Genomic DNA, 21,819 nt, shown 5'->3' with positions numbered 1-21,819 from the left:
GTCCTTAAACTGTCTTAATTACCAGCGATAATCTTTGTTATGGCCTTCCCAGTCTGTGACTTCTTTCTCCGCCTCATCCTTAGCGTAGCCATAACGTTCCTGGATTTTACCAACAAGCTGATCGCGTTTACCTTCAACGACTTGCATATCGTCGTCTGTCAGCTTGCCCCATTTTTCTTTGATTTTGCCTTTGAACTGCTTCCAGTTACCACTCGCTTCGTCGTGATTCATAGCAGACCTCCGGTCATCCTTCAGGTTTCAACTTATATCTCGCCATGCAAGATAATATCGATATAAAGCGCTACTCATGTGCGCTATTGAAAGTTAATTATAGTAGAGGATTTTAGATCTGCTGGAACATTACAGAATATTCTGTAGAGCGCGGTTCTGTACCACGCCCTATTTTAAGCGGTAAACCAGCTGCTGTTTTGCCAGTGACGCCGCCATATCCACCATAACGACAGGCCGCGCAAGGCAAGAAACACCATGACTGCCAGCCATAAAGCGTGGTTACCCAACCACGGTAAAGTCAGTAAGGTAATGAAGTAGCCTAACGCCGCAATCGCCATACTGTTACGCATTTCACGACCACGCGTTGCACCAATGAACATTCCGTCTAGCAGGTAACACCAAACACCGACTATCGGCATAATGATTTGCCAGATTAGATAGCGATCTGCCATTTGCCGTAGCGCGTCGATTGAAGTGAGCATAGAAACGATATGCGTGCCAAACAGGATGTAAATCAAGGAGAAGAAAAGTGCGACCAGGAAAGCTTGCCGACAGGCGGCGCGCCAGACGCGCAGCAATTTAGCGCCATCTTTAGCACCATGCGCTTCGCCTGCAAAGGCTTCTACGGCGTAGGCGAATCCGTCAAGCGCATAAGCGGTGAATGTGATGAACATCAGCAATACCGCATTGACTGCGACTACATTGGGCCCGATACGGGCACCTAACAGGGTCAGCGAGGCAAAACAGAGTTGCAGCATGAGCGAACGCAGCATGATATCGCGGTTAAGTCGTAACAGTCGGCGCATATCCCCGCGCCAACTCTTTTTGAGCAACGCCATATTGATACCCCGCAGTTTCAACACGCGCCATACCATGGCTAATCCCACCGCCAGGGTGACATATTCTGCCAATGCGGTTGCGGTTGCCGCCCCAGCGACACCCCAATGCAAATCAAGCACCAGCCACAGGTCGAGCAAAATATTGACCAGATTGCCCACTACCAGCAGGATCACCGGCGCTCGCGCATATTGCACACCCAGCAACCAGCCCAGGATCACCAGATTCGCCAGCATCGCGGGGGCGCTAAGCCAGCGAATATGGATAAACAGCGTTGCCTGCTCCAGCACTTGCGGATTACCACCAATCATATGTGTGGCAAGCTGGCTGACAGAGTCGCGTAAGAAAATGAAAATTACGCCAGCGACAAGCGCCATCATCAATGGCTGAGTCAGAGCACGTGCCAGCGCAGCTTTATCATTCGCACCGAATGCTTGTGCCGTTAAACCGGTGGTGCTCATACGCAGGAAAAGCAGCAGCATAAACAGGAAGCTAGTGATAGTGGTGCCTACAGCGACGCCGCCGAGGTAAACAGGACTATCAAGGTGGCCAATAACAGCGGTATCGACCAATCCCAGCAGCGGGACGGTGATATTAGAAAGGATCATCGGCAGCGCAAGCCGCCAAAGATTTTTATCAGTTGCAGTCAAAAAACGCATTCGCAAATCCGTGCTCAGCGCCGCTGCATCAGCAGGTAAGAAAGCAGCGGCTAAATTTGGGCAGACAGAATAGCATCAGACTGGCGAACAAAAGCGACTATAGGAAGATTACAGCCACTCGCCGTTGCGAACGACGCCAACAGCCAGACCCTCAATGGTCAGCGACTGGGCACGCGTATCGACCACAATCGGTTCAAAGTCGTTATTTTCTGGCAGAAGATGGACAATTGAACCCTGTTTTTTCCAGCGTTTAACGGTCACTTCATCATCAATACGCGCGACAACCACTTGTCCGTTACGCACATCTTGCGTTTTGTGCACCGCCAACAAATCACCGTCCATGATGCCGATATCTTTCATCGACATACCGCTTACGCGCAGCAGGAAATCAGCTGAAGGCTTAAACAGACCGGGATCAACTTTGTAATGCGTTTCAATGTGTTCTTGCGCCAGCAGCGGTTCACCTGCGGCCACGCGGCCAATCAGCGGTAAACCTTCCGAGGCTTCTTCTTCCATTAACAGACGAATACCACGAGAAGCGCCAGAAACAATCTCAATAACGCCTTTACGCGCTAATGCTTTGAGATGCTCTTCTGCCGCATTGGGTGAACGGAATCCCAGCTGTGCGGCAATTTCTGCACGCGTTGGCGGCATGCCTGTTTGATTGATGTGATCGCGAATCAGGTCATAGACCTGCTGCTGCCTGCTGGTTAACGCTTTCATCCCGCCCCCTGGTTGTTTATACAGTCGCTGTGAGTATATACAGGTATTGGTGAAATGGAAACCAAAAGTCAGGCAATAATCAGCCGTTTGACGGGTTCTGGAAAGCCTATCGCAAATGCGACCAAAGCAAAGCGATCCAGACGAAAACGGCCAGTAAGATACTCAGCAAGACGGCGGCTGAACCCATATCTTTTGCACGCCCGGCAAGGGGATGGTGCTCCTGCCCGATGCGGTCAACGACAGATTCAATCGCACTATTGAGGATTTCAACGATGACCACGAGCACGACGGCCCCAATCATTAATACGCGAGAAACGGTGTCCACATCCAGCCAACACGCTACCGCAATGGCGATTAACGCGGCGATAGCTTCCTGGCGGAACGCCGCTTCGTATTGCCATGCAGCACGAAGACCTTGCCACGAATAACCGGCAGCTTTCACAATTCTAATAAGACCGGTGGCATTATTTGCCATATTATGGGAACCCTTTCAACGGATTGACGTCAATGTCTGGGCTGCCGGCTAATGGCACCACCACAGATCTTCGCTGCGCTTTCTGGTATGCTTGCGGCGCTTTGCTAACAAGAGGCTTCATGTTGTCTATGTCAGGTTGGCGTAAACTTTATTATAAATTACTGAATTTACCACTCTCGTTTTTGGTAAAGAGTAAGGCTATTCCGGCCGATCCCGTTTCTGAACATGGTCTGGATCCTACCCGGCCCATTATGTATGTTCTGCCGTACGATTCGAAGGCCGACTTACTGACATTACGCGCGCAGTGCATTAAGCACGATCTGCCCGATCCCCTCTCTCCACTCGAGATTGATGGATCGCTGCTTCCACGCCACGTTTTTATCCACGATGGCCCGCGCGTATTCCCCTATTTTGTGCCCAGCGTTGAGTCGGTGAAAATCTTCCATGATTACCTCGACTTGCATCGCAACAACCCGGCACTCGACATTCAAATGCTGCCGGTAACGGTGATGTTTGGTCGTGCACCGGGGCGCGAAGTTCAGGGTGAAGATACGCCGCATCTGCGCGTATTAAATGGCGTACAGAAATTTTTTGCGGTGATTTGGCACGGGCGCGACAGCTTTGTGCGTTTCTCACCCACCGTTTCGCTGCGCCGCATGGCGACTGAACACGGTACAGATCAATCCATCGCTCAGAAGTTAGCGCGTGTTGCGCGTATTCACTTTGCACGTCAGCGTCTGGCCGCTATCGGTCCCCGTTTGCCGGCTCGTCAGGATCTATTTAATCGGTTACTGCAATCGAAAGCGATTGAGAAAGCCGTTGAAGATGAGGCACGCAGCAAAAAAATCTCTCATGAAAAAGCGCAGCAAAATGCGGTTGAGATGATGGAAGAAATTGCAGCCAACTTCTCTTATGAGGCGATTCGCGTTACCGACCGCGTAATGGGCTGGTTGTGGAGCCGTCTTTATCAGGGCATTAACGTCAACGGCGGCGAGCGCGTACGTCAGTTAGCACAAGATGGTCACGAAATTGTTTATGTGCCTTGCCATCGCAGCCACATGGATTATTTGCTGCTCTCTTATGTGCTTTACCATCAAGGATTAGTACCGCCTCACATCGCAGCGGGTATTAACCTCAACTTCTGGCCTGCTGGACCGATTTTCCGTCGTCTGGGCGCCTTCTTTATTCGTCGTACTTTCAAAGGCAATAAGCTTTACTCCACCGTATTCCGCGAATATCTGGGTGAGCTGTTTACCCGCGGATATTCCGTTGAGTACTTTGTCGAAGGTGGACGCTCTCGCACCGGTCGCTTACTTGATCCCAAAACCGGTACGCTGGCAATGACGCTTCAGGCGATGCTGCGTGGGGGTAATCGTCCGATTACGTTAGTGCCCATTTACATCGGTTATGAACACGTGATGGAAGTCGGCACCTACGCTAAAGAGTTACGTGGCGCAGCCAAAGAGAAAGAAGGCTTTATGCAGATGGTGCGCGGCTTGCGTAAGCTGCGCAACCTGGGCCAAGGCTACGTCAACTTTGGCGAACCGCTGCCGCTGGTCAATTATCTCAACAAGCGAGTGCCAGAATGGCGTGATGCAATCGATCCTATTGAGCCACAACGCCCAAGCTGGCTAACGCCAACGGTGAATGACATCGCCGCGCGGTTGATGGTGAGGATTAATGAAGCAGGCGCTGCCAATGCCATGAACCTGTGCGTGACAGCCCTGCTCGCTTCGCGTCAGCGCTCACTAACGCGTGAACAATTGATTGAGCAGCTCGAATGCTATACCCAGCTACTGCGTAACGTGCCTTACTCACCCAACTCAACCGTGCCGGATCTTACCGCCGAAGCGCTGCTTGATCATGCAATGGGCATGAACAAGTTTGAAAGTGAGAAAGACAGCATTGGCGATATCATCATTCTGCCGCGTGAGCAGGCGGTTTTGATGACGTACTATCGCAACAATATTCATCACATGCTGGTAATGCCGTCGCTGATTGCCGCTATCGTGCAGCAGCATCCGAATTTGAGCGAAGCTGAGTTGTTGCGTCAGGTTAGCCTGATTTACCCCATGCTGAAGAGTGAGCTTTTCCTGCGCTGGCAAACCGATGAGTTGCCGCAGCTGCTGTCCAATTTCTGTGAAGAACTGGCGCGTCAGGGTCTGATCACTATCGAAAATGGGCAATTACGCTTTACTGCCGCACGCTATCGTACCCTGCAACTGCTGGCGGCCGGTATTCGCGAAACGTTGCAACGTTATGCCATTACTTTCTCGATTCTAAGCGCTAAGCCTGCGATTAACCGCGGCACGCTGGAAAAAGAGAGCCGCACGTTAGCGCAGCGCCTTTCAGTTCTGCACGGCATCAATGCGCCGGAGTTCTTCGACAAAGCGGTCTTTACCTCACTGGTGCTGACGCTACGCCACGAAGGCTATATCAGCGACAGCGGTGATGCAGACGTGTTACAGACGCAGGCAACCTGGCTTATTTTGGCCGACCTGGTTACCAGCGATGTACGCCTGACGATTGAGAGCGCAGTGGCGCACGAGTAAGCGTTTGGTCATATTGATGTCAAAAAAAGGCGACCTCTTTAAACAGGTCGCCTTTTTAGTGAGTGCCAAGAATGCGTTAGAAAATATGGCTGAACGGCGCCGTATTCATCAGCACACCGATAAACAGCACCAACCCAACATAGTTATTGTTGAGGAAGGCCTGAAAACAGAGCTGACGCTCGCGCTGGGCAATCAGTCGCTGTTGATGCACAAACAGCGCAGCAGCCAATAATAAAGACCAGTAAAACGCGCCATTTAATTGCAGTAATAAACCTACCCACGCCATCAGTATTAGCGTTGCCAACTGCAGTAACCCAATGATCAGTTTGTCAAAACGACCAAACAGAATCGCTGTCGACTTCACGCCAATCTTCAGATCATCATCGCGATCAACCATGGCATATTGCGTGTCATAAGCCACCGTCCAGCAAATATTAGCGATGAATACCAGCCAGCAAACAAAAGGTAAGGACTCACTAACTGCGGCCCACGCCATTGGAATAGCCCAGCCGAATGCCGCCCCCAGCACCACTTGCGGCAAATGGGTATAACGCTTCATAAAAGGATAAACCCAAGCCAGCGCCAGCCCCACGACGGAGAGCAGAATAGTCATCAGGTTCATGGTCAGCACCAGTACGAATGCCACTAATGCCAACCCAACAAACAAATATTTTGCCTCTTTTGAACTCACCGCACCGCTGGGTAACGGACGATTTTGCGTGCGCTGGACGTGACCATCCACCTTGCGATCGGCATAGTCGTTAATGACGCATCCTGCCGCACGCATCACAATAACGCCCAAAACAAACACCATCAGCACGGAAATGGGTGGCACCGCCATGTTAGCCAGCCACAATGCCCACAGCGTAGGCCACATTAACAACAAGGTGCCAATCGGTTTATCGATACGCATCAGGCGGCTGTATGCCTGCAACTTACTAATTTGTAATGTCTTTTGCACAATGCAATTCCTTAACCCCGATCGCGATAGAGCGGCGAAGCGGGCAAAAACAGTTCAGTCAGCAGCAGCGGTTTACCTGACAAGCGCAGGCGAGAGCGACGGCCCCATAAATCATCGACCTTTCCCGGCTCGATAAAATCACGGCTCAACGTTGAAGAGGAGAAAAGATAGCGGCCAAGCGGGCGTGTGCCTAACTGCTGCAACATTGCCTCCGGGCCATTCAAGGTACTTTCCGGCACCAGCGTTCGCCCGGCCAGCCAGGGTTCGTCGTCACCGAAAAGAATAATTTCACGCAACCAATAGCGTTCATCGTTTGGTAGCAACGTCAGTTCGTCCGTAAGTTCGCTGGCGTTAATGAAACCTTCGCGCACCGGCTGCACCGTTACTCGCTGACAATGTTGCTCAAAGCGCCGCGTCATGGAATCTTCTTCCATCAACCAATCCAATAGCACAGGCGAAAGCGTCGGTTGCGTGGGCGAAAGCCAGTTGAGCGCACGTAATAGGCTGAGCGCATCTTGCGACATAGCACCACTCCCAAAAATTTGCAGGGCGCTAGTTTAACGCAGAGCGGCCCAGTGAACACCTGTCGTCGTGCAGAACCCTCGGCTGGTTTATTCGCGTTTTAGTCGCTGACTGTTTGCCAGCCATAACGTTACAACCAGCACCAAAATGGCGGCTGAATAGCACAACGTATCGAACGGATTTTTGTGGTCAACGATGATCAGACGAATAATCGCCGTAATACCGATATACACGAAATAGCGTAATGGGAAGTGATAACCCGACTGAAAATATTTAACAATCAAGGCAATAAACTCAAAGTAGAGGAAATAGATCACGATTCCATCAATCAGCAAATAGGACGAAGCCTGTTCGCTGCTGTTGAGTAAAACATTGGCTAAATGGATGGTTTCTTTACCAAGGAATACCACCAATATAATGGCCAGGCTCAGCAGACCTAAATTCAGCACCCATTGCAATACGGTTGCAAAGTGCTGCGCCATAGGATTTTTTTCACTCATGTTGTATCTCTGAAAAGTCGATTATTCGCTGGCGCTATCATGCGTTAGCGTGACGCAAATCACAATCATGCTTCCACCTCAACACAGAGCGCGTCGTAACGCCAGTATTCACAATCGCAGTCAATGACCTGCTTCTGCTGGTTGCGATTGATTCGCGTGATAAGCAAACCTGGGCTGCCGGCTGCGACATTTAGCGCCGGGGCGGCAACGTCGGGTAAGGGGCCAGGGAGAATGGTGAAACGTGCGCCGCCGTAGCGAATGCCGTAACGCTGATCGTAGAGATCGGTCAGAGAGCGCGTAAGATCTTCGGAAAGCAGGCCGGGAAAAAAGTGTGGATTGAGGTAATGCTCAACATACAACACGGCCCGGCCATCAATGCGACGCAGACGACGAATACAGAAAACCGTTTCCCCTTCTTCCAGCATCAGCGCGGCGGCTACAGCGCCCTGCGCAGACACTTCCTGTGCGGCTATGACTTCGGTGCTGGCATGACGTCCTTGCTCGGCTGCCATGGCATGAAAATGACTGTGATACAGAGGATTATAGATAAGTCGCGGAGGTGCAATAAACCAGCCACGGCGCAGTTCACGATAAATTACGCCTTGCGCTTCCAGCTTCCCCAGTGCTTCGCGCAGCGTGATACGCGTAGTGGAAAACGCTTCACTTAACGCCCGTTCTGCAGGCAGTCGGCCACCATTGAACTCACCCGCTTTAATGCGCGCCAGCAAGGCGCTGGCAATCACATCTGCCGTTTTAGGTGCTATCGACTCCACAACAATAGCCTCATTTTGGTGCGCTTTCGCACTGCGTCAGTTCGATGACAACCTTTCCGTACCCGATCATTCCGAATGGATTTTATGGGAAATATTACGCATCCCCTCGCCCTGCACGTCTTTGTCATAAATCATTCATATACACCCGCTACATTGGCTCGGTTCTTGCTGGACTAGACCAGACAGGCCACTCAACTTACACCGGGAGCAACTGAGATGAAAGCGTTTATCGCCTCTGTAGTAGCCAGTGCTGTATTCCTTGCCTTGCCTGCTGCGCAGGCTGCCGATAATGACCTTGCCGCCTTAGAAAAAGCCGCCCGCAGTGAAGGTCAGGTCAATAGCGTCGGTATGCCGGACAGCTGGGCAAACTGGAAAGATACCTGGAATGACATCAACAGCAAATACGGTTTGAAGCACAGCGATACCGATATGTCCTCGGCGCAGGAGCTGGCTAAATTCGATGCAGAAAAAGAGAACGCCAGTGCAGATATCGGTGATGTGGGTGCGGCATTTGGTCCCATCGCTGTGGCTAAAGGGGTTGCACAACCCTACAAACCCACACATTGGGATCAGATTCCAGCCTGGGCGAAAGACAAAGAAGGCAACTGGGCGCTGGCCTACACCGGTACTATCGCGTTTCTGGTGGATAAACAGCAGGTGAAAGATGTCCCGCACAGCTGGGCCGATCTGAAGAAAGGTAAGTATGTAATCACTATCGGCGATGTCGGCGTGGCGGCTCAGGCGGCTAACGGTGTACTGGCAGCAAACTACGCGTTAGGTGGCGATGAAAAGAACCTGAAACCCGCGCTTAATTTCTTTGCTGAGTTGGCGAAGCAAGGTCGTCTCGGCGTAACCGATCCGGTGATTGCTAACATTGAGAAAGGCGAAGTTCAGATGGCGGTGTTGTGGGACTTCAATGGCCTCAACTATCGCGATCAAATCGATAAAAACCGCTATGAAATCGTGATTCCTTCCGATGGTTCAGTGACCTCCGGTTACACCACCATCATCAACAAATATGCCAAACACCCGAACGCGGCCAAACTGGCGCGTGAATATATCTTCTCTGACGCTGGCCAAATCAATCTGGCAAAAGGCTATGCACGCCCGATCCGCGCTGAACATCTGACTTTACCTGCTGATGTACAAGCCAAGCTGCTGCCGCAATCTGAGTACAAAAATGCGCGCCCTATCAAGGATCAGGCTGCGTGGGATAAATCCTCCAAAATGCTGCCGCGCCTGTGGCAAGAAAACGTCATCATCAATATGCAGCAGTAAAGCGTGGCAAGGAGAACGGAATGAAAACGATCCTCGTGGTGCTGGACGGCTTAAGCAATCAGGTCGCGCAACATGCAATGGGCTACTTGTATGCCGAATGTGCGCAAGGTCATGGTCACTATTACACCCTTACCTGCGAATTGCCGTCCCTGTCGCGTCCGCTGTATGAGTGCATCCTGACCGGCATTCCGCCGGTTAAGAGCGGAATAATTCATAACGGCGTGAGTCGATTGAGTCGTGAGCGCAGCATTTTTCACTATGCGCGTGCAGCTGGGCTGACCACGGCGGCAGCGGCCTACCACTGGGTGAGTGAGCTTTATAATCAAACACCGTTCGTTCCGGCGCGCGATCGTCATACCGACGCGCCGGACTTGCCCATTCAGTATGGGCATTTTTACTCTGACGACAGCTACCCCGATTCTCATCTGTTTGAAGATGCAGAAAGTTTGCGCCTGCGCCACAACCCAGACTTTATGTTCATTCATCCGATGAACATTGACGATGCAGGCCATAAACACGGGTTGTCTTCACCGCAATACCGTAATCGAGCGCGCATGGCAGATGGTTATTTGTCGCACTGGATGCCGACCTGGCTGGCAGAAGGATATCAGGTGATTGTTACCGCCGATCACGGCATGAATGACGATCGCTCGCACGGGGGTATTTTGCCGGAAGAAACTCAGGTTCCGCTGTTTGTGTTTGGCCGCGCTTTCTCACTTCAAGCCGAGATTGCGCCACAGCAAACTGAACTGTGCGGCACGGTCTGCGAACTGCTGGGTGTTGCGCATAACAAGCCCATCTGTCGTGGCTTACTGGCGGAGCCGAACGCATGAGGGGAAAGAGGTTAGCGCTGCTGCTTCTGCTCCCCTTCGCGCTGTTTTGGGTTGCTTTTCAGCTCGCCCCGTTGGTATGGATTGCTATCAACAGCTTTTGGAGCGAGATGAATGAAGCCTGGGGCTGGGATAACTATCACGACATCCTGACGTCACCCTTTTATTTACAGGCCTTCCGTTTCTCGTTAGACATCTCGTTTTGGTCGAGTGTGTATGGTCTGCTGATTTCCCTGATTGCCGGTTATTCACTGCATCAGGTCGGCAGCGGGCGTTTACAACGCTTCATGATGTCGTTCACTAACATGACCAGCAACTTTGCTGGCGTGCCGCTAGCGTTTGCTTTCGTGATTCTACTCGGCCTGAATGGCTGCCTGACGTTACTGCTGCGCCATTATGAATTGATTGAAAGCTTCAAGCTGTTCTCGCGTAACGGCATGGTGCTGGTTTACACCTGGTTCCAGATCCCCCTTGGCGTACTGCTGCTTTATCCGGCATTTGATGGATTAAAACGTGACTGGCAGGAATCTGCCGCGCTGCTAGGTGCCAGCCGCTGGCGCTACTGGTGGCATATCGGCCTGCCGATTTTGTTTCCGGCACTGCTTGGCACCTTTGTCATTTTACTGGCGAATGCGTTGGGCGCTTACGCCACCATTTATGCCCTGACCACCGGCAATTTCAACGTCGTTCCGGTACGGATTGCGGCATTGGTTTCGGGTGATATCTCGCTGGATCCCAACACTGGCAGCGCGCTGGCCATGCTGCTGGTGCTGATCATGGCGCTGATTACCGTGGTGCAGCAGTATTTGGTGCGCCGCAGCTATCTCAACGCGAAATAGGGAGCAATGATGTCGCGTGCGGAACAGATTTATCATCGTTTGATCGTGTGGTTGCTGTTTCTCATACTGGCATTGCCGCTGGTAGCGACCTTGCTCTATGCCGTCTCATCGGACTGGAGCAACACGATCCTTCCTGAAGGTTACTCGCTGAAGTGGTTTATTCAGCTGTGGAGCGATGGCCGATTTTTAACAGCACTCGGCCATTCTTTGCTGATTTGCTTTGGCGCGCTGATCTTTTCGCTGGTGCTGGTGCTGCCTGCAATGTTTGTAATCGCTTACTACTATCCACGACTCGATGCCGTAATGAATGTGCTGATTCTAATGCCGTTTGCCGTACCGCCCGTTGTCTCTTCGGTTGGCTTATTACAGCTCTATTCGTCTTCGCCGCTGATGCTGACCGGCACACCGTGGATTCTTATCGGCTGTTATTTCACTATCGCTTTGCCCTTTATTTACCGCGCTATCGCGAACAATATGCAGGCAATTAATTTGAGAGAATTGATCGACGCCGCGCATCTGTTAGGTGCCAGCACTTGGCAAGCGGCTTTGTTCGTGGTGCTGCCGAACCTGCGTAAAGGCGTGTTAATTGCGGTACTGCTTTCATTCTCGTTTTTGATCGGTGAGTTTGTATTCGCTAACCTGCTGGTCGGCAACCGCTATGAAACGTTACAGGTTTATCTCTTCAATATGCGCAACGGCAGCGGCCACTTCACCAGCGCACTGGTTATCTCCTATTTCTTCGTGGTGCTGCTGGTGACCTGGCTGGCCAACATCCTGAATCCTGAGCGAGGCTGATCATGAGCTACCTTGAAGTCAAACAACTGAATAAAAGCTACGGCCCAACGCAGATTTTCCAGCAGATTGATTTCAGTGCCGAAGAGGGTGAGTTCGTGACGTTACTCGGCCCCAGCGGCTGCGGAAAATCTACGCTGTTGCGCTGTCTGGCAGGATTGACCTCGGTGGATAGCGGGCAGATTTTATTGCAGAGCAAAGACATCGTGCCGCTGTCGCCACAAAATCGCCACATCGGCATGGTGTTTCAGAGCTATGCGCTGTTCCCCAATATGACCGTAGAAAAAAACGTCGCCTTTGGTTTGAAAATGCAAAAGCTGCCGGGCCATGAAGTGCAGCAGCGTGTAACCGAAGTACTGGCGTTGGTAGAGTTAACCGAGTTTGCCCGCCGCTATCCACATCAGCTCTCCGGTGGGCAATGTCAGCGTGTGGCGCTGGCGCGATCGCTGGTGACGCGCCCACGTTTACTGCTGCTGGATGAGCCGCTCTCGGCGTTGGATGCGCGCATTCGTCGCCATCTGCGCGATCAGATTCGCCGTATCCAGAAAGAGCTCAAACTCACCACCCTTTTCGTGACGCACGATCAGGAAGAAGCGTTAACGCTCTCTGATCGTATCGTGCTGATGAACAGAGGGAAAATTGTGCAAAACGGTGATGCCGAGTCGCTGTATACTCAGCCGGTTGATCACTTTGCCGCCGGTTTTATTGGTCACTATAACCTGCTAAGCGCAGAGCAAGCCACGCAACTCACCGGGCAAACATTCCATTCACAGGTCGCGATCCGCCCAGAGACAATACGTTTCACCCCGTCAGGTAGCGGCATCCCGGCTGAGATCATGAGCCACACTCTGCTTGGCAACGTAATCCGTTATCGTGTCAGCGCGCACGGTATAGAACTTTCCATCGACGTTTTGAACCGCACGGCGGCGGATTTACACCCTGTTGGCATGCAGATTGGTCTACAGTTAGAGATGTCGACGTTGCGCCAGGTGGCTTAAAACACAGGAAAAAATCGCGCTTCGATCGGCAATATCCTTCATAGATTGCTCTCTCCGTCAGGCTGGCAATCTGTGCTGTTTAAAGCCTGATGGTCGAGGAGCATCTATACGTGTTAACCCTGCTTAATCTCCTTTCCGCGGTCGCACTGTTGGTATGGGGCACGCATATCGTGCGTACTGGCATTATGCGCGTTTATGGTGCTGATTTACGGCGCGTGTTAAGTCGCAGTATTGAACAAAAACCCATGGCATTCCTTGCCGGAATCGGCGTTACCACGCTGGTGCAAAGCAGTAATGCCACCACGCTTTTAGTCACTTCCTTTGTTGCGCAAAACCTGGTCAGCCTGACGCCCGCCTTAGTGGTGGTACTGGGCGCAGATGTCGGCACGGCGATCATGGCGCGTATTCTGACGTTTGATCTCTCCTGGCTTTCACCGCTGTTTATCTTTTTTGGCGTGGTGTTTTTCCTCGGGCGTAAACAGACGCGAGCCGGTCAACTCGGTCGGGCCAGCATTGGGTTGGGATTGATTCTTTTAGCGCTGCAGCTGATCGTCGAGGCCGCACGACCGATTACGCAAGCTTCCGGTGTACAAGTGCTGTTTTCCAGTCTGACCGGCGACATCATGCTGGATGCGCTGATTGGCGCGGTCTTCGCCATTATTAGTTACTCAAGCCTGGCGGCGGTGTTAATCACAGCAACCTTAACCGCCACCGGCGTGATCTCATTCAAAGTCGCGCTTTGCCTGGTGATTGGTGCCAATCTCGGCAGCGGATTGCTGGCAATGATCAACGCCAGCGGTTCCAACGCTGCGGGCAAACGCGTCGCATTGGGCAGCTTGTTATTCAAGCTGATTGGCTGCGTCATCATCTTGCCGTTCGTCAATCCGGTCGCGATATGGCTCGATAAACTGCCGGTCAGCGATGAAGAGTTAGTGATCTTCTTCCACGTCTTTTACAACCTGATTCGCTGTGTGGTGCTGGTGCCTTTTGCTGATCCTATGGCGCGTTTGTGCCGTCGCCTGATCAGTGATGACACCGAAAGCACACTTATTCTTAAACCCAAACATTTGGATCGAAGCGCATTGGATACACCAGCGCTGGCGCTGGTCAATGCTGCTCGCGAGTCATTGCGCATGGGTGACGTGCTGGAACAGATGCTTGATGCCTTCAGCAAGGTCGTGCATGGCGAACCGCGTGAAGAGCGAACGGTTCGCAGGTTAGATGACGATGTGGATGTGCTTTATACCGCCATCAAACTTTATCTGGCGCGTATGCCAAAAGAGGATTTAGGCGAAGAAGATTCGCGGCGCTGGAGCGAAATTATCGAGATGTCGCTGAATCTCGAGCAGGCCGGCGACATTATTGAGCGCATGAGCAGCGATGTTGCCGACAAGTCCCTTGCCGCACGGCGTGCTTTTTCCGCTGAAGGATTAAAAGAGTTGGAAGCATTACACGAACAGTTGATTGCTAACCTACGGCTTAGCTTGTCCGTATTTCTTTCACATGATGTCACCAGCGCCAAACGACTACGCCGCGCCAAGCATCGCTTTCGTCTGATGATTCGCCGCTATTCGCATGCGCATGTGGATCGCTTGCATCAGAAGAATGTGCAAAGTATTGAAACCAGCTCGCTACATTTGGGTTTATTAGGGGATATGAAACGTCTGAATTCTCTGTTCTGTGCCACCGCTTACACGGTGTTAGAACAGCCCGATGATGAGCGAGATTATGAATGACTTGTTTGCGTCATGTCATTGCGCATTTAAGGAGAAAGGATGTTTAACGTTTATATCATATTAGCGATCGCCATCTGCGCCGAAACCTTAGCAACGACCATGATGAAATCATCGGAGGGTTTTACTCGCCTGCTGCCCAGCGTTGTGGTGGTGGTTGGGTACGCCATCTCGTTTTATGGCCTGTCTCAGGTAGTCAAAACCATGAATATCGGCGTCGCCTATGCGATTTGGGCAGGAATGGGCATTACGCTGGTGTCCATTTTGTCGTGGGCTATTTATAAACAGAAACTGGATCTACCGGCGCTGCTGGGAATGGGATTAATTATTGCCGGCGTGGTGGTGATTCAGCTGTTTTCAAAATCGGTCACTCACGGATAACACCGCGCAGCGTAAAAACCCGCTACAGTTCCAGGAAATGTAGCGGGCAGTATCAACTTACTTCTTCTTGATCGGTTTGCCTGACCAGTAGCCTGCCAGCAGCGAACCCGAAAGATTGTGCCATACCGAGAACAGTGCGCCAGGCAACGCGGCCAGCGGTGAGAAGTAGAGCTTGCCCAGCGTCGCCGCCAGACCTGAGTTCTGCATGCCGACCTCCAGCGCCAGCGTGCGGCAGGTAGATTCGTCGAATCCAAAAAGTTTGCCACCCCAATAGCCGCCAAGCAGGCCAATGGCGTTATGCAGAATCACCGCGACGATCACCACCAAGCCCACCGAACCAATAAAGCTCTGGCTGCCCGCGACCACTGCACTGATGATTAACAGAATGCAGATCATCGAAAACGCAGGTAAATAAGGTTCTACGCGACGTACCACGCTGTTCATGCTGTGGTGAATGATCAAACCCAAGCTGATTGGAATGACGACGATTTTTACAATGCTCAACAGCATGCCGACCACATCGACTTGAATATGCGTATCAACATAGAAACGTGTTAGCAGTGGCGTGGCAAACACGCCCACCAGCGCGGAAACCGATGAGATAGTGACAGACAGCGCGACATCCCCTTTCGCCAGATAGATCATCACGTTAGATGCGGTACCACTGGCAACGCTTCCCACCAGAATCATGCCCGCTGCGAGATCCGGCGGCATATGAAACAGTTTGGCCAATCCCCAGGCTGCCAATGGCATGACCAGATAATGCAAAAACGTACCGGCGATGACCGGTGCCGGGCGCACCAGCACCCGTTTGAAATCATCAATATTGAGCGTTACACCCATACCAAACATAATCAGCATCAGCAGGTAAGTAACCCAGGGACCAATACCAAGAAATGTCGTAGGGGAATAGTAAGCGGCGACAGATAACAGCACGGCCCACAGTGGGAACAGGCGGGTTAAAGTGGCGAGCATGGCCAGACTTCCTTATAAGAATGTTGTGTTTTTACGCAGGTTTGCCATAGAAATACGCGACGCAGGAACGGCTGCGAAAGCGGAAGCAGGATCATAACATTTCGTTATCACGACGTAAGGCGGAGATGAGGTCTGAAGGGAAAATGCGGATCGACTGCTGCCAATCCGCCTGAAAATGTCAAAATTACTCTGCTTTTTCCAGTATAAAGCGGTAGATCACACCACCAATTGCCGCACCAATGACGGGCATCAGCCAGAAGACCCACAGTTGTGAAATCGCCCAATCGCCCTGAAACAAGGCAACGCCGGTGCTGCGCGCTGGGTTAACGGAGGTGTTGGTGACAGGAATACTGATCAAGTGAATTAAGGTTAAGGCCAGGCCAATTGCGATAGGGGCGAAGCCTGCCGGTGCACGCTTATCTGTCGCACCCATGATGACAATCAGGAAAATGGCCGTCAGCACCACTTCAATGATCATCGCTGACATCAAGTTGTAGCCGCCCGGTGATTGTTCGCCGTAACCATTTGATGCAAAACCGCTGGCAGCAACATCGAAATCCGCTTTACCGCTGGCAATCAAATACAACACGGCACCTGCACCTACCGCACCAATAAGCTGCGCAATAATATAGGGTAAAACGTGTGATGACGGGATGCGGCCACCGACCAGCAAGCCAATAGTGACCGCTGGATTAAAGTGACCACCCGAAATATGACCCACCGCGTAGGCCATCACTAATACGGTCAAGCCAAACGCCAGCGCGACGCCAGTAAAGCCAATACCTAACTCTGGAAACGCTGCAGCCAACACTGCGCTGCCACAACCGCCTAACACCAGCACGAATGTGCCGAGGATCTCTGCCACGAACTTTTGCATAACTTTCCCTTAGAATACTGAAATAATTCAGCGGCGCTGATTATCGATTAGCACGCATTAAGCGCAACCGGAGAGAGGGATTTCAGTCCAATTATTGAGCAAAAGGAGGTGATTCAAGACGCATCTTGCTGGTGTAGCGCGGTTTGTCAGAAATAGCCGGGACGACTTTCAAGACGGGTGTGAGATATTTACTTACTTAAACAAAGATAATAAATAAAAAAGCCGGACCCTGTCCGGCTTGGCTTATTAACGAAATATTTAGTCGTAAAATATCCGCGTTTATTCAAAAAGGTTGTGATGCAGAGTACGTACTACGCTCTCCGCATCGGTGCCTGGCACCAGAAAACAGAGGTTATAGCTGCTGGCGCCATAGCAAATCATACGCAAGTTGAAAGGTTCGAGTACCCCGAAGACCTCTTTGCCCACACCGCAAGCTTTCGACAGGTTGTTGCCGATAATGGCCACCAACGCCAGATTCTCTTCCACTTCTACCCGGCACAGCGACGAAAGTTCAGTCAGCAAAGCCTGTGTCAGCAGGCTGTCACCGGTGGAGGTTGAACCGGTGGTGTCGAGCGTCAACGCCACGCTCACTTCGGAAGTGGTAATCAAATCAACCGACATACTGTGGCGCGCCAGGATGTTAAAGACTTCGGCAAGGAAGCCACGTGCATGCAGCATGTTCAGGCTGTGTAAGGTCAGCAAGGTTTGCTTGCGACGCAGCGCCAGCGCACGGAACAGCGGTGGGTTCTGGCTTTCATTACAAACGCGTGTGCCACCCGCAGACGGGTTTTTGCTTGAACCTACAAATACCGGAATATCGCTGCGAACCGCAGGCAACAGCGTAGCGGGATGCAGTACCTTGGCACCAAAGGTTGCCATTTCGGCCGCTTCTTCGAAGGTAATTTCATCAATGCGCTTCGCTGTTGGCACGACGCGAGGATCGGTAGTGTAAATACCGGGCACATCGGTCCAGATATCAATGCGTGCAGCATGCAGCGCTTCGCCTAACAGCGCTGCGGTGTAATCACTGCCGCCACGGCCTAACGTGGTGGTGCGACCTTTGCTTTCACTGCCGATAAAGCCCTGCGTTACCACCAGCGCTTGCTCGATACGCGGCTTAAGTTGCGCGATCGTCTGTTCTGCCAACACGTTGACTTCCGGTTCAGCGCGGCCAAAACGGTCGTTGGTCCGCATCACTTTACGCACATCAAACCATTCAGCGTTTACCTGACGTTCGCGGAGAATCTCCACAAACAGCAGCGTCGACATCAACTCACCGTGGCTCACCAGTTCGTCGGTTAACGCGGTAGAGGTTGCTAGCGCGGCAGCTTCAGACAACATGGCAATGTTTTCGATCATGCGGTCGATTTCGTCACGAATGACGTCGGGACGTTGCAGATGATCAATGATGTTGTATTGAATACGGCGGATCTCTTCCAGCAGCAGGACGCGTTGCGACGGTTCCTGACCTTCAGCGAGAGAAACAAGGAGATTGGTAATGCCCGCAGAGGCGGAAAGCACCACCAGACGCGTATTGGCATTGGCCAGCACCACATCGGCGCTGCGGTTCATGGCTTCAAAATCGGCAACGCTGGTGCCACCAAATTTCGCCACAATCAGAGTTTGAGACATGTTACGACCTCGTGTCAGGTTATCTTGCTCCCGCACGTTTAACTGCGGACGAGAGACATTCTATCAGCCTTGGCACAAGGAAAGAGCAGAAATGGGCAGACCAGATCGGGTAGACGAGTCACCCAGAAGCGCCCCACCTTGCAAAACGTCCGACTGGGAACGTTTCTGGTGACAACCCAAGGGATTCAGCCCCTGTAGCCGACAATCAATTCACCGCGAATTGACCACCTCGGCGTCGCTCCCCCTGATGTGTTTTCACTGGATTACGGTTCCTCCAACACACTGCCTGGGCGACGCGCCTCTTCTGGCTTGCGCTTAGTGGCGCAAGTAGGCGCATAGAAATATCGGTTTCTGGCCCCGCTGTCAACGCTGTTGCCTGAAGGATTTTTCATTTTCAGAGCACCCCGTGGCAAATTTGCCCGCGCCGCAGCAATTAGAGTGCTAAATGGGTTCAGCCAGCAGGCTATTTCCTGATGCGGCACAAGGAAGGTAAAGCAGATTTTTGCCACACTACGCCCTGTTTTTGCATCGAACTAACCCGAAAATTGAGGCCAGAAAAATCTGGCGAAATGCCGCGCCAGGCCGCACCTGCCCGCGAATGGTTCGATACCAACACAATCACTGCGGTGACAAATTTTTTCCTTTCAGTTGCATCTGTGGTCATACTGAAACGCTAACCGGGTACGCTGTGACCCCGATGGAATGACGGTTCTTAATATCAACAAGAGTGTTGCCATGAAAAATATCAATCCGACACAAACCGCAGCCTGGAAAGCGCTGCAACAGCATTTTGAACAGATGAAAACGGTAGAAATCGCCGACTTGTTTGCCCAGGATGCCGATCGTTTTGCCAAATTCTCTGCCACCTTTGATGATCAGATGCTGGTGGATTTCTCGAAAAACCGCATCACTCAGGAAACCCTCGATAAATTACAGGCGCTGGCGAAAGAGACCGATCTGAGCGGTGCCATCAAATCCATGTTCTCTGGCGAGAAGATTAACCGCACCGAAGATCGCGCGGTTCTGCACGTTGCGCTGCGCAACCGCAGCAACACGCCAATCGTGGTTGATGGCAAAGATGTGATGCCGGAAGTGAACGCAGTGCTGGATAAGATGAAAGGCTTCTCTGAGCGCATCATCAGCGGCGAATGGAAAGGCTATACCGGCAAACCGATCACCGATGTCGTCAATATCGGTATTGGCGGCTCGGACCTCGGCCCTTTCATGGTGACCGAAGCGCTGCGCCCCTATAAAAATCATCTGAACATGCATTTTGTCTCCAACGTTGATGGCACCCATATCGCCGAAACGTTGAAAGATCTCAGCCCGGAAACCACGCTGTTCCTGGTGGCTTCTAAAACCTTCACCACGCAAGAAACCATGACAAACGCCCACAGCGCGCGTGACTGGTTCCTGAAGACGGCGGGCGATCAGCAGCATGTGGCGAAGCACTTTGCCGCGCTGTCGACCAACGCGAAAGCGGTGGGTGAGTTCGGTATCGATACCAATAACATGTTCGAATTTTGGGACTGGGTTGGCGGACGCTATTCACTCTGGTCAGCGATTGGCTTGTCGATCATTCTTTCCATCGGTTTCGATAACTTCGAGCAGCTGCTAAGCGGCGCGCATGCAATGGACAAGCATTATTCCAACACGCCGGCTGAACAAAACTTGCCGGTGCTGCTGGCGCTGATTGGTATTTGGTACAACAACTTTTTTGGTGCTGAAACCGAAGCTATTCTACCGTATGACCAATATATGCACCGTTTTGCGGCCTATTTCCAGCAAGGCAATATGGAATCCAACGGTAAATATGTCGATCGCGAAGGCAATCCGGTGGATTACCAAACCGGCCCAATCATTTGGGGCGAGCCTGGCACCAATGGTCAGCACGCGTTCTATCAGCTGATTCACCAAGGCACCAAATTGGTTCCGTGTGACTTCATCGCCCCTGCGATTACGCACAATGCCTTAACCGATCATCATCCAAAACTGCTGTCGAACTTCTTTGCTCAAACCGAAGCGCTGGCATTTGGTAAGTCGCGTGAAGTGGTTGAAAAAGAGTTTACTGACGCCGGTAAAACAGCGGAATCCGTTGCGCACATCGTGCCATTCAAAGTGTTTGAAGGTAACCGCCCAACCAACTCGATTCTGCTGCGTGAAATTACGCCGTTCAGCCTGGGCGCACTGATTGCACTGTATGAGCACAAAATTTTCACTCAAGGTGCCATTCTGAATATCTTCACGTTCGATCAGTGGGGCGTGGAATTAGGTAAGCAACTGGCAAACCGTATTCTGCCTGAACTCGAAAATGACGACAAAATTGAGAGCCATGACAGTTCCACCAATGCCTTAATTAACCGCTATAAATCCTGGCGTTAATTTATTGCTGATTTCACTGGGCGGCATTATTGCCGCCCTTTTTTTGCCATAAAAGCTGAAATTGAGCGCTAATTAACCCCTTTCCCCCTGCTCTACCGTTAGATAATTCTTAAAATAACCTCAGTAAATTCTGAACTTACTGTTTTTTTACTGGGTTTTACCCTATTAAAACTGGCCCTAAAACGCAGCCGAAAAATAATTAGCCATTGATTATTAACGTAATTATTATTTGCCTGTGATCAGGAAAATCTGATTATTCCTATTCCGTACCAATATTTAATAAAATAGTACAAAACACTTTGAAATATTCATAGCGCCAGCCAAATATCTGGCTAGATGGCGTAAACCTCCGATTTAAAAAGTGATTAACGCCAAATTGTCTTAATTATGACCGCCTTGCACCCTCTTTTTCGCTGGCTTTTACATACGCTGAACTCTGGTAATTTGTTGCCCTATACTGAACGCGCCCGCAATGGGCAACCCCGTAGTCTTTACGTTGTTGGTGCGCAAATATCGCCTGCCTGCAGCGTTAATGACGAAGGGGAAAGATCCTTCATTCACTCAATGCAGGAAATGTTGTTATGAAAAAATACATGGTTGCCGGTGCAGCCCTACTTTACGTTGCTGTCTCTTCCAGTGCTTTTGCAGCGCCAGAAGAAGCAGGTGCCGCAGCAGGCGCGCAGGCGGGAGCAATCTCTGCCGGTGCGTCTACCGCTGTCGGTATCGGCGCACTCGGCGCGTTAGTGGGACTCGGCGTTGCCGCTTCTGGCGGTGGTGACGGGGCAAATACCGGTACAACAACCACGACCACAACGAGCACCACTCGTTGATGTAGCACCTTTAAACATAACCACACTTTCGTGTGGTTA

At 51.6% G+C, this 21,819-nt stretch carries 21 protein-coding genes and 1 riboswitch; of the genes, 10 read left to right on the top strand and 11 right to left on the bottom strand.

The features are described 5' to 3' along the window. Positions 1–18 precede the first annotated feature (18 nt). From SC127_RS11410 to SC127_RS11395, 4 genes are all read right to left on the bottom strand, one after another. Positions 19–231 carry a CsbD family protein gene (locus SC127_RS11410; protein ID WP_215847905.1) on the bottom strand — a complete coding sequence of 71 codons (213 nt, stop codon included), beginning with the start codon at positions 229–231 and terminating at the stop codon, positions 19–21. 173 nt (positions 232–404) lie between these two features. Further along, positions 405–1,727 carry an MATE family efflux transporter DinF gene (gene dinF / locus SC127_RS11405; RefSeq protein WP_332626500.1) on the bottom strand — a complete coding sequence of 441 codons (1,323 nt, stop codon included), beginning with the start codon at positions 1,725–1,727 and terminating at the stop codon, positions 405–407. A 108-nt stretch (positions 1,728–1,835) separates the two neighbouring features. Then, positions 1,836–2,450, bottom strand: coding sequence for a transcriptional repressor LexA (gene lexA / locus SC127_RS11400; RefSeq protein WP_215847907.1), 615 nt, complete (start codon positions 2,448–2,450; stop codon positions 1,836–1,838). A 106-nt stretch (positions 2,451–2,556) separates the two neighbouring features. After that, entirely contained in the window at positions 2,557–2,925 is a 369-nt protein-coding gene (locus SC127_RS11395) for a diacylglycerol kinase (RefSeq protein ID WP_215847908.1), read from the bottom strand. Between the two features lie 128 nt (positions 2,926–3,053). Between SC127_RS11395 and plsB the strand changes: the two genes are divergently transcribed. Further along, the gene (gene plsB, locus SC127_RS11390; RefSeq protein WP_243078826.1) at positions 3,054–5,477 is read left to right on the top strand and encodes a glycerol-3-phosphate 1-O-acyltransferase PlsB; all 2,424 of its coding nucleotides are present in this window, start codon (positions 3,054–3,056) and stop codon (positions 5,475–5,477) included. Between the two features lie 76 nt (positions 5,478–5,553). Here plsB and ubiA read toward each other — a convergent pair whose 3' ends face one another. From ubiA to SC127_RS11370, 4 genes are all read right to left on the bottom strand, one after another. Further along, positions 5,554–6,438 (bottom strand): 4-hydroxybenzoate octaprenyltransferase, encoded by an 885-nt coding sequence (ubiA, locus tag SC127_RS11385; protein ID WP_332626498.1) that lies wholly within the window; start codon positions 6,436–6,438, stop codon positions 5,554–5,556. A gap of 11 nt (positions 6,439–6,449) precedes the next feature. After that, positions 6,450–6,962, bottom strand: a complete 513-nt coding sequence (gene ubiC, locus SC127_RS11380) for a chorismate lyase (RefSeq protein WP_243078796.1) — start codon at positions 6,960–6,962, stop codon at positions 6,450–6,452. Positions 6,963–7,049: 87 nt separating this feature from the next. Further along, the gene (gene psiE, locus SC127_RS11375) at positions 7,050–7,460 is read right to left on the bottom strand and encodes a phosphate-starvation-inducible protein PsiE (protein WP_243078797.1); all 411 of its coding nucleotides are present in this window, start codon (positions 7,458–7,460) and stop codon (positions 7,050–7,052) included. Positions 7,461–7,525: 65 nt separating this feature from the next. Next, the gene (locus SC127_RS11370; protein WP_332626497.1) at positions 7,526–8,233 is read right to left on the bottom strand and encodes a UTRA domain-containing protein; all 708 of its coding nucleotides are present in this window, start codon (positions 8,231–8,233) and stop codon (positions 7,526–7,528) included. Positions 8,234–8,449: 216 nt separating this feature from the next. Between SC127_RS11370 and SC127_RS11365 the strand changes: the two genes are divergently transcribed. The 7 genes from SC127_RS11365 (at position 8,450) to SC127_RS11335 (ending at position 15,084) form a co-directional block, all read left to right on the top strand. Beyond that, on the top strand, positions 8,450–9,511 hold the full coding sequence (locus SC127_RS11365; protein WP_215847912.1) for an ABC transporter substrate-binding protein: 1,062 nt from the start codon (positions 8,450–8,452) through the stop codon (positions 9,509–9,511). A gap of 20 nt (positions 9,512–9,531) precedes the next feature. Further along, the gene (locus SC127_RS11360; protein ID WP_332626496.1) at positions 9,532–10,344 is read left to right on the top strand and encodes an alkaline phosphatase family protein; all 813 of its coding nucleotides are present in this window, start codon (positions 9,532–9,534) and stop codon (positions 10,342–10,344) included. Continuing rightward, entirely contained in the window at positions 10,341–11,180 is an 840-nt protein-coding gene (locus SC127_RS11355; protein WP_215847914.1) for an ABC transporter permease, read from the top strand. Before SC127_RS11360 ends, SC127_RS11355 begins: the two co-directional genes overlap by 4 nt. Positions 11,181–11,189: 9 nt before the next feature. Beyond that, positions 11,190–11,975 carry an ABC transporter permease gene (locus SC127_RS11350; protein ID WP_332626767.1) on the top strand — a complete coding sequence of 262 codons (786 nt, stop codon included), beginning with the start codon at positions 11,190–11,192 and terminating at the stop codon, positions 11,973–11,975. A 2-nt stretch (positions 11,976–11,977) separates the two neighbouring features. Next, entirely contained in the window at positions 11,978–12,970 is a 993-nt protein-coding gene (locus tag SC127_RS11345) for an ABC transporter ATP-binding protein (protein WP_332626494.1), read from the top strand. A 110-nt stretch (positions 12,971–13,080) separates the two neighbouring features. Further along, positions 13,081–14,706, top strand: a complete 1,626-nt coding sequence (locus SC127_RS11340) for a Na/Pi cotransporter family protein (protein ID WP_332626493.1) — start codon at positions 13,081–13,083, stop codon at positions 14,704–14,706. Positions 14,707–14,745: 39 nt separating this feature from the next. Beyond that, positions 14,746–15,084: an SMR family transporter gene (locus SC127_RS11335; RefSeq protein ID WP_215847916.1), complete on the top strand. Its 339-nt coding sequence runs from the start codon at positions 14,746–14,748 to the stop codon at positions 15,082–15,084. A gap of 57 nt (positions 15,085–15,141) precedes the next feature. Here the strand turns inward: SC127_RS11335 and panS are convergent, their stop codons facing one another. From panS to lysC, 3 genes are all read right to left on the bottom strand, one after another. Continuing rightward, positions 15,142–16,059: a ketopantoate/pantoate/pantothenate transporter PanS gene (gene panS, locus SC127_RS11330; protein ID WP_215847917.1), complete on the bottom strand. Its 918-nt coding sequence runs from the start codon at positions 16,057–16,059 to the stop codon at positions 15,142–15,144. A 184-nt stretch (positions 16,060–16,243) separates the two neighbouring features. After that, entirely contained in the window at positions 16,244–16,936 is a 693-nt protein-coding gene (gene aqpZ / locus SC127_RS11325) for an aquaporin Z (RefSeq protein WP_243078803.1), read from the bottom strand. A gap of 279 nt (positions 16,937–17,215) precedes the next feature. Continuing rightward, the gene (gene lysC, locus SC127_RS11320; RefSeq protein ID WP_215847919.1) at positions 17,216–18,568 is read right to left on the bottom strand and encodes a lysine-sensitive aspartokinase 3; all 1,353 of its coding nucleotides are present in this window, start codon (positions 18,566–18,568) and stop codon (positions 17,216–17,218) included. A gap of 118 nt (positions 18,569–18,686) precedes the next feature. Then, a riboswitch (Lysine riboswitch) is annotated at positions 18,687–18,880 on the bottom strand. A gap of 423 nt (positions 18,881–19,303) precedes the next feature. Between lysC and pgi the strand changes: the two genes are divergently transcribed. Continuing rightward, positions 19,304–20,950, top strand: a complete 1,647-nt coding sequence (gene pgi, locus SC127_RS11315; protein WP_215847920.1) for a glucose-6-phosphate isomerase — start codon at positions 19,304–19,306, stop codon at positions 20,948–20,950. A gap of 581 nt (positions 20,951–21,531) precedes the next feature. Further along, positions 21,532–21,780, top strand: coding sequence for an exopolysaccharide production protein YjbE (gene yjbE / locus SC127_RS11310; RefSeq protein ID WP_215847921.1), 249 nt, complete (start codon positions 21,532–21,534; stop codon positions 21,778–21,780). Positions 21,781–21,819 lie beyond the last annotated feature (39 nt).

This window comes from Pantoea sp. T14 (genome assembly GCF_036663535.1).
Classification (GTDB): Bacteria; Pseudomonadota; Gammaproteobacteria; order Enterobacterales; family Enterobacteriaceae; genus Pantoea; species Pantoea phytostimulans.
The sequence above is the reverse complement of the archived record's forward strand: the minus strand, read 5'-3'. Positions and strand labels throughout refer to the sequence as shown.

Coding starts and splice junctions, on each gene's coding strand:
- ubiC (WP_243078796.1), bottom strand. CDS start 6,962: ATGTCGCAAGATGCGCTCAGCCTATTACGTGCGCTCAACTGGCTTTCG.
- SC127_RS11335 (WP_215847916.1), top strand. CDS start 14,746: ATGTTTAACGTTTATATCATATTAGCGATCGCCATCTGCGCCGAAACC.
- pgi (WP_215847920.1), top strand. CDS start 19,304: ATGAAAAATATCAATCCGACACAAACCGCAGCCTGGAAAGCGCTGCAA.
- SC127_RS11365 (WP_215847912.1), top strand. CDS start 8,450: ATGAAAGCGTTTATCGCCTCTGTAGTAGCCAGTGCTGTATTCCTTGCC.
- dinF (WP_332626500.1), bottom strand. CDS start 1,727: ATGCGTTTTTTGACTGCAACTGATAAAAATCTTTGGCGGCTTGCGCTG.
- panS (WP_215847917.1), bottom strand. CDS start 16,059: ATGCTCGCCACTTTAACCCGCCTGTTCCCACTGTGGGCCGTGCTGTTA.
- SC127_RS11410 (WP_215847905.1), bottom strand. CDS start 231: ATGAATCACGACGAAGCGAGTGGTAACTGGAAGCAGTTCAAAGGCAAA.
- yjbE (WP_215847921.1), top strand. CDS start 21,532: ATGAAAAAATACATGGTTGCCGGTGCAGCCCTACTTTACGTTGCTGTC.
- psiE (WP_243078797.1), bottom strand. CDS start 7,460: ATGAGTGAAAAAAATCCTATGGCGCAGCACTTTGCAACCGTATTGCAA.
- SC127_RS11395 (WP_215847908.1), bottom strand. CDS start 2,925: ATGGCAAATAATGCCACCGGTCTTATTAGAATTGTGAAAGCTGCCGGT.
- SC127_RS11345 (WP_332626494.1), top strand. CDS start 11,978: ATGAGCTACCTTGAAGTCAAACAACTGAATAAAAGCTACGGCCCAACG.
- SC127_RS11360 (WP_332626496.1), top strand. CDS start 9,532: ATGAAAACGATCCTCGTGGTGCTGGACGGCTTAAGCAATCAGGTCGCG.
- SC127_RS11350 (WP_332626767.1), top strand. CDS start 11,190: ATGTCGCGTGCGGAACAGATTTATCATCGTTTGATCGTGTGGTTGCTG.
- lexA (WP_215847907.1), bottom strand. CDS start 2,450: ATGAAAGCGTTAACCAGCAGGCAGCAGCAGGTCTATGACCTGATTCGC.
- lysC (WP_215847919.1), bottom strand. CDS start 18,568: ATGTCTCAAACTCTGATTGTGGCGAAATTTGGTGGCACCAGCGTTGCC.
- plsB (WP_243078826.1), top strand. CDS start 3,054: ATGTCAGGTTGGCGTAAACTTTATTATAAATTACTGAATTTACCACTC.
- aqpZ (WP_243078803.1), bottom strand. CDS start 16,936: ATGCAAAAGTTCGTGGCAGAGATCCTCGGCACATTCGTGCTGGTGTTA.
- SC127_RS11355 (WP_215847914.1), top strand. CDS start 10,341: ATGAGGGGAAAGAGGTTAGCGCTGCTGCTTCTGCTCCCCTTCGCGCTG.